This window comes from Scytonema sp. PRP1, assembly GCF_036697665.2.
Classification (GTDB): Bacteria; Cyanobacteriota; Cyanobacteriia; order Cyanobacteriales; family Nostocaceae; genus Kalymmatonema; species Kalymmatonema gypsitolerans.
The window spans coordinates 187,890-199,847 of sequence record NZ_JBAHYJ020000030.1; the positions used below are offsets into that span (position 1 = coordinate 187,890).

The 11,958-nt window shown below is 44.8% G+C and carries 7 protein-coding genes and 2 pseudogenes; 6 read left to right on the forward strand and 3 right to left on the reverse strand.

Translation table 11 applies throughout. The annotated features are described in order from the left end of the window. Positions 1-68: 68 nt before the first annotated feature. The 3 genes and pseudogenes from V5G28_RS06120 to V5G28_RS06130 all read right to left on the reverse strand — a co-directional run bounded on the left by V5G28_RS06120 (position 69) and on the right by V5G28_RS06130 (position 3,511). Complete coding sequence (locus V5G28_RS06120) at positions 69-1,157, reverse strand: anthranilate phosphoribosyltransferase family protein (protein WP_332993944.1); 1,089 nt, start codon at positions 1,155-1,157, stop codon at positions 69-71. Positions 1,158-1,237: 80 nt separating this feature from the next. After that, a pseudogene (locus tag V5G28_RS06125) lies at positions 1,238-2,187 on the reverse strand (LysR family transcriptional regulator). Positions 2,188-2,290: 103 nt separating this feature from the next. Continuing rightward, complete coding sequence (locus tag V5G28_RS06130; RefSeq protein ID WP_332994054.1) at positions 2,291-3,511, reverse strand: HEAT repeat domain-containing protein; 1,221 nt, start codon at positions 3,509-3,511, stop codon at positions 2,291-2,293. A 561-nt stretch (positions 3,512-4,072) separates the two neighbouring features. Here V5G28_RS06130 and V5G28_RS06135 point away from each other — a divergent pair. The 6 genes and pseudogenes from V5G28_RS06135 to V5G28_RS06160 all read left to right on the forward strand — a co-directional run bounded on the left by V5G28_RS06135 (position 4,073) and on the right by V5G28_RS06160 (position 11,884). Beyond that, positions 4,073-5,649: pseudogene (locus V5G28_RS06135) on the forward strand (ferredoxin--nitrite reductase). 167 nt (positions 5,650-5,816) lie between these two features. After that, on the forward strand, positions 5,817-7,319 hold the full coding sequence (locus V5G28_RS06140; RefSeq protein ID WP_332993949.1) for a NarK family nitrate/nitrite MFS transporter: 1,503 nt from the start codon (positions 5,817-5,819) through the stop codon (positions 7,317-7,319). A 470-nt stretch (positions 7,320-7,789) separates the two neighbouring features. Then, positions 7,790-10,042: a molybdopterin oxidoreductase family protein gene (locus V5G28_RS06145; RefSeq protein WP_332993952.1), complete on the forward strand. Its 2,253-nt coding sequence runs from the start codon at positions 7,790-7,792 to the stop codon at positions 10,040-10,042. A gap of 101 nt (positions 10,043-10,143) precedes the next feature. Next, a complete protein-coding gene (locus tag V5G28_RS06150) occupies positions 10,144-10,599 on the forward strand; it encodes a phosphate-starvation-inducible PsiE family protein (RefSeq protein ID WP_332993954.1) in 456 nt (151 codons plus the stop codon). A 15-nt stretch (positions 10,600-10,614) separates the two neighbouring features. Next, a complete protein-coding gene (locus V5G28_RS06155) occupies positions 10,615-11,064 on the forward strand; it encodes a nitrate reductase associated protein (RefSeq protein ID WP_332993956.1) in 450 nt (149 codons plus the stop codon). Positions 11,065-11,284: 220 nt separating this feature from the next. Beyond that, a complete protein-coding gene (locus tag V5G28_RS06160; protein WP_332993958.1) occupies positions 11,285-11,884 on the forward strand; it encodes a DJ-1/PfpI family protein in 600 nt (199 codons plus the stop codon). The last annotated feature ends 74 nt before the right edge of the window (positions 11,885-11,958 follow it).

Below are 11,958 nucleotides of genomic sequence, written 5' to 3' on the forward strand. Positions count from 1 at the left end.
GTGTGTCATGTTGACATTAACCAAGGGAAAGTCATCCTTAGCGCAATGCCATGAGGAAGATGAACCTCTTAGACAGGCTGAAAGACTGTGGAAACTGAATTGACTGCCCCAGAAAGTTCTTGTAGTTTCTGAGCAATCACACCACGAGTTAACAATTCCTCTACCTTGGCTATACCCTCACGCATATCTGAACAAATTCCACAACGCCACAGGTAAAACCCTCCATTCCACAAGGCTGTTTGCATAAGTTCGGAGGGTTTGCCATCGAATACCCCTTGCATATCCGCAATCAATTCTTGAGTGGTACCGAGGGGTACATTCTTGGTTGTAAAGCCATAATCACGAGGGGTTAGGTGTAAGCGTTCTATGGGTATAATCCCTATGTCATCTGGCTTGGGAGTTGTTGCTAAGCCGATGATAGCAGTGCGATCGCGTGGTAAGTCGCAGCTACCCTCCAACCCCTTCACTGTTGTAAACTTCGTCACTCCTCGCAAAGCCAAGGTCGTTTGGAATAAGGTTTCCGTGGGAGGATGAACAAACCCAGTGATTATATGAGCATCCCCCGCATAAGGACACCAAATCAGTTCCATTGTTGCCAAAGGCGGACGTTTGCCTAGTTGGTCACGATACTCCCAGAGACTATTTGTTAAGGGAAAATGCTTAGGAGTATAAACAAGGCAAATTCCAGTTTTTTCAAACACCTGCTGGGTTTTCTCCAGTGATAGTCTAGTCCAATCAACTCCTAAGCCCTGCCAAATATCTACCAGCGGTACTCCGTATTTTGTGGGCAAACAATCTCCTCCATGCATAACCACTGGTTGTCCACTTGCTGCTAGAACCAAAGCCGTTACGGGGCTAATGGGTGCAGTGCGAGTTCTGCCATCATAAGGTATGCCTAAAACTATGACTGTTTTTTCGGAGGCGAGTGGTTGCAGTGAGGGTCCTAGTTCATCATATGCATCCAGCATTCCTGCTAACTCATCCGCTGTAGGACGTTTGATGCGGTGAGCAATTAAAAAAGCCCCGATTTGGGCTGGTGTCGCTTCTCCTAGCAACATCATCTTGGTGGCTGTGGCTGCTTCAGCACGAGTTAAGTTCTGTGCAGTATGCTCCCCACCGCCTACCTTTTTGAGTAAATCCCTAAATACTTTGCTCATATTTTTATTTTTTGTCTTTTGTCAAAAGTTTATTATTTGTAACAAATGAGAAATGACAAATGACTAACAACTAACAACTGCTAACAAGCTGACGGTGCAACAGAGTCAAATAGTGGTGGTACATTGTCCTTAACCAAGTGCCAAAAGTGCTTAATTGGAGGAATTTGAAGTCGGTCTTGAGTCGTGACCATAACCACCTGTCGAGTCAAACTAGAACTGTCGGCTAAAGAACTATGACTGTTGCACGCTAAGGGACGAACTGCAAGGCTGGGGTCAATACGTGCTTCAACTAATGCGGAATACGGCAGCATGGCTATGAGTTCTCCTTGGCGCACGACTCCCCGGAAAGCATCCAGGGTATTGACTTCTAAAGCAGCTTGTAGTGTGGCTTCTAAGCGATCAAATTTATCTTGTACCAGGCGTTGCATCCCATAACCATCCTTAAACACCACTTGCGGATAACGAATCAGCTCTGACCAAGGGATGCGTTCATATTGCGCTAGCGGGTGATTGTTCGCGACTAAAACTTCTATCGGTTCATCATACAGTACTTCTACCACCATTTCTTTACCAGCGGTTAAGAACCGATTATTCATGACTATTGCCAGATCTACGAGTCCATCTTTGAGGACTTTTAAGGCGCGATCGCTACCTAATGAGGTCACGCGCAATTGTATATCTGGATAATTATGACAAAATTTTTGCAAAACTGGTGGCAGATAATAAGCACATAACGAGTGAATTGCTGCTACACAAAGTTCTGGCTGTTTTCCTGCCAAGAGATCAGCTATTTCCTGCGTGGCGCTGTGCCACTCTTGGCAAATTTTACGGGCGCGAGGTAGCAAGCGTTCACCTGCCAATGTCAACTTTGCCTGACTTGTTCTGTGGAACAGTTCCAACCCCAAATCTTCTTCCATTGCCTGAATTTGGCGACTGATAGTCGATTGGGTTACACCACATTTTCTTGCTGCCCCTGAAAGCTGCCAGTTTCTGCGATCGCCAGAAAGGCTTGCAACTGCTCTAATCGCATGTTGATGTAGCCTGAATTACACTTATGCTTTCATTAAGTTAACTTAGTTTCTGGCGTAAATTAGTACTGTTTGTTACCGCTCAATGTTTGCCAAGAATTTTTTTTACTCACTTGATTGGCTTTCAGGATCTAGTTTCTTGATTGCAGCGCTGGCGTGTAGTCTGACTTGAACATCCTTATCTGTTAACATCTCGGTTAATGCACTTATTGCCTGCATTTTCCCTAACTGCCCTAAAGATAAGGCGATCGCACTTTTGATGCTGGCAATTTCAACTCCTGGATGGTTGTCTTGCAAGATTTCCAGCAAAATTTCTGCGGCTTTGTCGGTTAAAGAACCACTGACTCGCCCCAAAACGGTAACAATTTCCTGCCAGACAACGGGTGTTTGCAGTTGAGCAAGTGCTGTTTGCAAATATTCTAAGCCGGATAGTGTCCCCACCCAGCTTAAAGCGCGGATGGTTTCTAGTTGCAGCCTTCTCGGTGTATTTGGCGATATTAAAACCTGAAATAATGCCTGTGCCGCAGCGTCACAACCCATTCTAGAAAGGGCGACTGCTGCGGCACAACAAACGTCTTGGTCAATGTCATAAAGCCTCGGTTGCAGTTTTGCCACCAAATCGAATGTTTCGCGTAACTCAGGGCGAAAACCTAAACCAAGCACTGCTTCCCGCCTCACTGGGGCGGCGACATCGTTCAAAGCATTCAGAAGCACTGTTTGCACGCGATCATCGTGAAAGCTGCTGAGTGCTTCAATCGCCACAACACGCACAGCAACTTGTGGATCTTGCACGACGCTCAACAAAGGTGTGATAGTTTCTTTTTGTCGGATGAAGGAAAGCATTTGAGTTGCTAACAACCGTGTTTGTTCCTGTGCTAAAAGTTCTGCCAACGGGGCGATCGCAACAGCGCCCATTTGCCCTAAAGCAGTGGCTGCTATTTCCTTGAGTTCCTGACTTTCATTGGTTTTCAGTAATTTCACCAAAGGTGCTATTGCATCTGGATTTTTCAAATCCCCCAAAATTCTTGCTGCATAAGCGCGCAACTCTTCATCTGCGTCTTCATCTTTCAAAATATCTATCAATGGGGGGATGGCAATACTTCCTAAGGAAATTATTACCTTAGCAATCTCCCAGCGTTGCTGAAAATCGCCTGTTTCTAAAACCGATAGTGCTAATTCCAGCAGATGTTCTTGATTTTTAAGTACCTCTGGATGTTCTAAATGCTTTGCCAGAGTCAAATTTTGCAAGCATTGAATCAGCGATGACCAGTTAGACGCATTGTATGCTGCTTGCGCCTGCACCAAAAGCTGGTTGATGTTATCCACAATCTGCAAAATTCCAAATAACCATACCAAATTGATTTTACTCGGCACGTAAAGGGGACTGGGGGCTGGGGATTGGGGATTAGGAAGACTATTGCCCAGTCCCCAGTCCCTAATCCCCAATCCCAGAGCGGCATTCCTCCCCCACCAACGAGTACGTATGCTGGGCAGGACAGTGACCTCACCAGTTGAGTTCGTAGATATTATGCAAAAAATGCATCATTTCGATACATTTTAAGCAATATATATAATTTTTCGTAACGAAGTATACGATTTGAATAGCTTTGTAACAGTAATGTATGTGTATCGGAGCAATTACACAATCTGCATGCAAACCGTGCACAGACAGATTGTTTTTAGCAAGTATATAAACACCAAAAAATAAACTTTTTTCCACTATAAACCTCATAAACCTATAAAAGCGGGATGTTATGAGGTGAACTAGCGCCGTGCAGGGGTTCCCCCCGTTGAGGCGACTAGTGAACCGGAAGGGTGACAAGTTCACGTTGAGCAACGACCACCAGAAGTTTTCTGGAACTAGCAATTTGCAATTGAGTTTTACTCATGACAGAAGCAGCAACTACCACCAGTACCACACCCAGCTTAAACAAGTTTGAGAAATTCAAGGCAGAAAAAGATGGACTTGCCGTTAAGGCAGAAATAGAAAAATTTGCCTCTCTTGGCTGGGAGGCGATGGATGAAACTGACCGGGATCATCGGCTGAAGTGGATGGGTGTGTTTTTCGCCCAGTCACTCCCGGCAAGTTTATGATGCGGCTGCGGATGCCTAATGGTATTCTCAGTTGCGAGCAAATGCGTGTACTCGCTGAAGTGATTCAGCGTTACGGTGATGACGCCTGCGCTGACATTACAACCAGACAGAATATCCAACTACGGGGTATCCGAATTGAGGATTTACCAAATATCTTTGATAAATTTCGTGCAGTTGGCTTAACCAGCGTGCAGTCAGGGATGGATAACGTCCGCAATATTACAGGTGATCCACTTGCTGGGTTGGATGCGGATGAATTGTTCGACACGCGAGAGTTGGTGCAACAAATTCAAGACATGATCACCAACCAAGGTGAAGGCAACCCTGAGTTTAGCAATTTGCCACGGAAGTTTAACATTGCCATTACTGGTGGACGGGATAATTCCGTTCACGCCGAAATTAACGATTTGGCTTTCGTTCCCGCCTTCTTGGAGGGACAAGGGGAAGAATCTGAACCTCGGTTTGGCTTCAATGTCCTCGTCGGTGGCTTTTTCTCAGCCAAGCGTTGTGACGCGGCTATTCCCCTGAATGCTTGGGTTCCTCCAGAGGATGTCGTCGCTTTGTGCAGAGCTGTTTTGGAAGTTTTTCGCGATCGCGGCTTACGCGCAAATCGGCAAAAATCACGCTTGATGTGGTTAATTGACGAATGGGGTCTTGAAAAGTTCCGCGCTGAAGTCGAAAAGCAGTTTGGTAAGTCATTGATCAGCGCAGCAGCGCATGATGAAATTGACTGGGAAAAACGCGACCACATTGGGGTATACAAACAAAAGCAACCAGGATTGAACTACGTAGGACTGCACGTTCCTGTGGGGCGGTTGTATGCCGAGGATATGTTTGAAATAGCCCGCCTGGCGGAAGTTTACGGCAGCGGTGAAATCCGGATGACGGTTGAACAAAACTTTGTGATCCCCAACATTCCTGATTCGCGTTTGGAAGTATTTTTAACCGAATCTTTACTGAATAGGTTTCTAATTAACCCCAAACCACTGACGCGATCGCTCGTTTCTTGCACGGGCGCACAATTTTGTAACTTTGCCCTGATTGAAACCAAAAACCGCGCTTTGGCAATGATTAAAGCATTGGAAATGGAGTTAGAACTGACTCGTCCTGTGCGAATTCATTGGACTGGTTGCCCGAACTCCTGCGGACAGCCACAAGTTGCAGATATCGGCTTGATGGGCACCAAAGCACGCAAAAATGGTAAAGCCGTGGATGGGGTTGACATTTACATGGGCGGCAAAGTTGGCAAGGAGGCACAACTGGGAAGTTGTGTTACCAAAGGCGTTCCCTGCGAGGACTTGCAGCCAGTGTTGCGCGAACTGCTGATTGAACACTTTGGCGCACGCTTGCCAGAACCAGCCACAGTCTAAGCAATTCAAAATTCAAAATTCAGAATGGTGAAGCTGAATCCTTACAAGCATCCTACTAGCTGCTAGCTTTATGGATCACAGCTTAGTGCCATTCGTTTAGGGCAATTGCAACCATTGCCCCTAGATTTCTCTATGCAATTTTTTTGTTCTCTACTTGGGAAAGCTCAATGCTCAAAGGGTTATTGTCATTTAACGGTCGCTATCGCATCCTGCATCTCTCTTGGTTAGCCTTCTTTCTCACGTTTGTTTGTTGGTTTAACTTTGCGCCCTTCGCTACAACCATTGGCAAGCAGCTCCATCTAGCGCCAGAACAAATTAAAACTTTGGGCATCTGCAACCTTGCCCTGACAATTCCAGCACGGATTATCATTGGTATGCTTTTGGATCGTTTTGGTCCGAGGATTACCTACTCAATGCTGCTGATGTTTGCAGCTGTTCCGTGTTTTGCTACAGCGCTGTCACAGAATTTTGACCATCTCGTCATCAGTCGCCTGCTAATGGGAATTGTTGGTGCTGGGTTTGTGGTGGGTATTCGGCTCGTGTCGGAATGGTTCCCCCCAAAGGAGATTGGAATTGCCCAAGGTATTTATGGTGGTTGGGGTAACTTTGGTGCTTTTGGGGCAGAGTTTACCCTACCTCTGATTGCAGTTGCTGCTAGCTTTATGACTGGTGGCGCTTCCAACTGGCGGTTTGCGATCGCCCTCACCGGGATCATCTCTGCTATCTACGGCGTGATTTATTTCAATAGCGTCCAAGATACGCCTCCCGGCAAAGCTTACAAAAGACCCAAGAAAAATGGTGCCTTGGAAGTGACTAGCGTCAAAAGCTTCTGGGCAATGATTATCTCGAATTTTGGTTTGATTTTTGCCTTGGGTTTATTAGCTTGGCGTTTAGCACAAAAGAACATTCACTTTTTAAATCAGAGTCAAATGTATCTGGTTTGGGTACTGTTGGCAGGATTATTTGCTTACCAAACATATAAAGCTTGGCAGGTTAACAAAGAACTTCTTATTGGCAAGAAAACTTACGCTCCCTCTGAACGTTATCAGTTTGGCCAAGTCGCTTTACTCGAATTCACTTACATAACTAACTTTGGTTCTGAACTTGCTGTCGTTTCCATGTTGCCTGCGTTTTTTGAAAAAACTTTTGGTTTAGAACACGTGGTAGCTGGTATGATTGCTGCCACTTATCCCTTCTTGAATTTAATTTCTCGTCCCAGCGGTGGTTTAATTTCTGATAAATTTAGCTCTCGCAAATGGACAATGACAATTATCAGTGCTGGCATTGGTGTGAGCTATTTGACGGCACATTATATTAACGGCAGTTGGGCGCTTCCAGTGGCAATTGTAGTTACTATGGTTGCCGCTTACTTTGCTCAAGCTGGCTGTGGTGCTACTTACGGTATTGTACCTTTGATTAAAAAGGAAGCTACTGGACAAATTGCCGGGAATGTGGGAGCTTACGGTAACTTTGGAGGCGTTGTTTATCTGACAATTTTCAGCTTAACCGATGCACCAACACTGTTTACCACAATGGGTGTAGCTGCTCTGATCTGCGCTTTTATGTGTGCCTTCTTCCTCAAAGAACCAAAGGGTTCCTTTGCTGCTGCTTATGAAGGTGAATCACCAGAAGTTGCACCTCAAAATACTGGCATCTTAGCTGAGAAATAAGACAGAACAATTGATGCCTTAACCTGCATTTTTTGAAAATCTTCTTTACATAACCCTACTTGCAGAGACTTTTAAACCGCAGATAAAAGCAGATCAACGTAGATAAATTGTCTGTATCCATCTGTGGTTTAATTTTCTCAAGAATAGCTTTTTTAAGAAAATTCATGATTTGCATAAATTGCATCATAATAATCTATTTAATAAGTCAAGAAAAAGAACAAAAAGTATCTGCAGTAACATTTTTATTTTCTCAAGTCATATTTAATTAAGTAGAAATACTTTTGCAATCGGTTACTGAAAATAAGTAAAGCTTGCTCACTAAAATTTAAATTTTTCTCAATCAAGATTCGACAATTGTGTCATTGCTGTCAACTGAATAAAAAAGGTTTGAAAACATAGCAATTTGATGAAATTGCTCTTCTACAAACTAAACCTTTCAACAATTTATAAACATACATGGTGCTATTACCATGACAGAATTTACCAAAACCCTCTGTCCATACTGTGGTGTTGGGTGTGGGCTGGAAGTTTCTCCACCAGCACAACATGGCAAAGCAACTCATCGAGATAGTCAAGGAAATCCAATTTGGCGGGTGCGGGGCGACAAAACGCACCCTTCCAGTCAAGGTATGGTGTGCGTTAAAGGCGCTACGATCGCAGAGTCTTTAGACAAAAACAGACTGCATTACCCAATGGTACGAGACTCTTTAGATCAGGAGTTTCGAGGCGTCAGTTGGGATGAAGCTTTTGATCTGATCACCAAGCGCATTCAAACCGTGCGCTTCACCCAGGGACCAGAAGCCATATGCATGTATGGTTCCGGTCAGTTTCAAACTGAGGACTACTACATAGCTCAGAAACTCCTCAAAGGGTGTTTGGGAACCAATAATTTTGATGCGAACTCGCGCTTATGCATGTCTAGTGCTGTGGCTGGGTACATTCAAAGCTTTGGTTCGGATGGTCCTCCATGCTGTTATGAAGACTTGGAGTTAACCGACTGTGCGTTTTTGATTGGTACCAACACAGCGGAATGTCACCCGATTGTTTTCAACAGGCTCGAAAAATACCACAAAAAGAACCGCAAAGTCAAAATGATTGTGGTTGATCCCCGGCGCACACCCACCGCAGAAGCCGCTGATTTACATTTAGCGATTCGTCCTGGTACAGATATCGACTTGTTGAACGGTATCGCTCACTTGTTGATGCGCTGGGGCTACATTGAGGCTGGGTTTATTGACGACTGCACCAGCAACTTTCCCGCCTACGCTGAAGTGATTCGCCACTATTCTCCAGAAGTGGTAGCTCATCAATGTGGGATCAGCATTGAAGATTTAGAAACAGCAGCCAAATACTGGGGTCAATCTGCACGGGTGCTGTCTCTGTGGTCAATGGGTGTAAATCAATCTTCAGAAGGCACCGCTAAGGTCAGAACTATCATTAACCTCCACCTGATGACCGGACAGATTGGCAAACCGGGAGCAGGACCTTTCTCGCTTACAGGTCAGCCAAACGCAATGGGAGGACGGGAAGCCGGAGGTTTGGCGCACTTGTTACCTGGTTACCGGGTGGTGAAAAATCCCCAGCACCGTGCAGAAGTTGAGGCTTTTTGGGGGCTGAAGTCAGGGCAAATTTCACCCAATCCTGGTCTGACGGCTTGGGATATGATTACTGGGTTAGAAAATGGCACTGTAGGGTTATTGTGGGTCGCTGCAACGAATCCTGCTGTGAGTATGCCGGATTTGGAGCGGACTAAGAAGGCTTTGTTGCGATCGCCCTTTACCATTTACCAAGACGCCTACTACCCCACAGAAACCGCTGCTTACGCTCACGTTTTGCTACCAGCTGCCCAATGGAGTGAGAAAACTGGCGTGATGACAAATTCCGAACGGATGGTCACGCTGTGTCCAGCATTCCGCAACCCACCAGGAGAAGCGAAAGCAGATTGGGAAATTTTCGCAGAAGTTGGTCGTAGACTAGGTTTTGTAGACAAGTTTGCTTTTGCCAACTCTGCTGAAGTTTACGCTGAATTTGTGAAACTAACTGGCGATCGCCCTTGCAATATGACTGGGATCAGTCACGAGCAACTGGTGGCGCAAGGTCCCACGCAATGGCCCCACCCGAAAGAGGACACGGGGACACGGGGACACGGAGACGCGGAGAATGTTTTAGAAAAACTTTCCGCCTCTACGAAAGCCGCGTCTCCCTTGCGAGGAAAGCGCCTGTACACCAACCTCCGTTTCCACACCCCAGATGGACGCGCTCGTTTTGGGGCATATCACTCGCGGGGATTGGCAGAACCACCAGACCCGAATTATCCTTTTGTCTTGACAACTGGGCGACTTTATGGTCATTGGCACACCCAAACACGCACTGGTCGAATTGAAAAAATTCGCTCTTTGCATCCCGAACCGTTTATTGAGATTCATCCCCGTGATGCTGCACATTTAGGAATTACAGAAAATCAGTTGGTGGAAGTGCGATCGCGTCGGGGAAAAGCCAGGTTCCCGGCGAAAGTCACAAGAGCGATCGCTCCTGGTACAGTGTTTGTCCCTATGCATTGGGGTGCGCTGTGGGCTGACAATGCCGAAGCCAACGCCCTGACTCATCCAGAATCTTGCCCTGATTCTGGGCAACCAGAGTTAAAAGCCTGTGCCGTACAGCTCATGCCAGTTACCCTTGAGTTAACTGTTAATAATTACCAACTTTTACATTCTGAATGTTGATCTGCTAACCCTCGAAACAGGATAAAGTGTGAAGTGAAAAGTGTGTATCCCAGTTTTTTCTACTTCATACTTTATACTGACTTCAAAATAAGGCGCGGCACATGAGGAAACTAGTCAAGCAAGTTAAAGAAAGCCTCAAAGATGAAAAGTTCATGCACCTTATTGAAAACATAGAGGTGATCGTTTCCAAAGTTTTATCTTTGTTGATGGTACTGGTAATTTTTGCAACAATCGCGGATTTAGCCGTTTTTCTGATTAAAGAATTATTTGACACACCTTACGGTAAGTTTAATACAACATTATATAAAATTTTTGGTTTATTTTTGAATATTTTAATTGCTTTAGAAATTTTAGAAAATATCACTGGTTATCTCAAAAAACACGTTTTGCAAGTTGAATTAGTTATTGTTACATCCCTCATTGCTGTTGCTAGAAAAATTATCATTCTTGATTTAGGAAAAGTATCAGGCATTGATATAATAGGCCTAGGTGTTGCCATCCTTGCCTTATCAATCAGTTATTTAATAATTCGCATTAGCAATAAACAAAATTCTTAAATCTCAACAAAAAATATGGCAGAATTCTTTGAATTTGAAGCAGATTTTGTTGATTCCCTGCGTTGTATTCCCATGCAGGTACGCTGTAAACTTGATACTTGTGGCATCAAGCTAAAGTTATCTGATTGGAGCCATTTGACAAAAGCTGATCGTGAAGCTTTGGTTGAATTACCTTGCTCTACAAAAACCGAAATTCAAGCTTACAGGGAATATCTCCAAAACCTGATTCTACAACGTACAGGTACATCGCCAGCCGAATTGCCAATTGAACCGCATCCCGCGTGGTTGGATACTAACATACCAATAAACCTTCAAGAAAAAGCCAAAGATTTTGGTGTTACCGTTTCATCTCAACAGTGGGCAGAATTAACTCCCCTACAACGTTTTGCCCTGATTAAACTCAGCCGTCCTAGTCATGAAAATCAAAACTTTCCTAAAGCACTCCACGAATTTCATTTGCTTTAAGCTGGGTAGATATACAATTAAGTACGTGGGCTGAATGAAATATAAAACCACTGTAGGATGCGTTTTTGCTTTGAGTACAGCATCAAATTAGCGGGGTTGGTGCCCTGCGGCTTCGGGTGAGTTAGGCGAAGCTATCTTCAATTTGTTTTTGCTTACCTACTTATCACAGTATTGACAAATAACTAATGACGAATCATTAAAGACAGAGGATATCAAAGGAATGGCAGCTAAAAAAATTTTGATGCTTGTTGGGGACTATGTAGAAGACTACGAAGTGATGGTTCCCTTCCAAGCTTTGCAAATGGTAGGGCATACCGTTCATGCAGTTTGTCCGGACAAAAAAGCTGGAGAAAAAGTTAGGACTGCTGTCCACGATTTTGAAGGTGACCAAACTTACAGTGAAAAACCCGGTCACAACTTCACTCTTAATGCCTCTTTTGCCGAGGTACAAGCGGAAACGTATGATGCCTTGATCATTCCTGGAGGACGAGCGCCCGAATATATTCGCCTCAATAAGCAGGTGCTAGAAATTACCCGCCACTTTGCCCAAGCAAACAAGCCTATTGCTGCTATTTGCCACGGCTTGCAGTTGTTAGCTGCTGCTGATGTTCTGCAAGGCAAAAACTGTACTGCTTACCCTGCTTGCGGTCCGGATGTGTGGCGTGCTGGTGGTACTTATGTGGATGTTCCAGCAAATGAGGTTGTCGTTGATGGTAATTTAGTAACAGCACCAGCTTGGCCTGCTCATCCCCGTTGGTTGGCAGAATTCCTCAAGGTACTTGGTACTAAAATTGAGCATCTAGAACTGGCTGCTGTTTAGAACGCGCGTAGCATTTCAAGTGCTTGACTCGCTCTTGTGTTGACAGTTAACGGTCAACCGTCAACTGTCAACGA

Coding starts and splice junctions, on each gene's coding strand:
- V5G28_RS06150 (WP_332993954.1), top strand. CDS start 10,144: ATGAGGAAACTAGTCAAGCAAGTTAAAGAAAGCCTCAAAGATGAAAAG.
- V5G28_RS06160 (WP_332993958.1), top strand. CDS start 11,285: ATGGCAGCTAAAAAAATTTTGATGCTTGTTGGGGACTATGTAGAAGAC.
- V5G28_RS06145 (WP_332993952.1), top strand. CDS start 7,790: ATGACAGAATTTACCAAAACCCTCTGTCCATACTGTGGTGTTGGGTGT.
- V5G28_RS06155 (WP_332993956.1), top strand. CDS start 10,615: ATGGCAGAATTCTTTGAATTTGAAGCAGATTTTGTTGATTCCCTGCGT.
- V5G28_RS06140 (WP_332993949.1), top strand. CDS start 5,817: ATGCTCAAAGGGTTATTGTCATTTAACGGTCGCTATCGCATCCTGCAT.
- V5G28_RS06120 (WP_332993944.1), bottom strand. CDS start 1,157: ATGAGCAAAGTATTTAGGGATTTACTCAAAAAGGTAGGCGGTGGGGAG.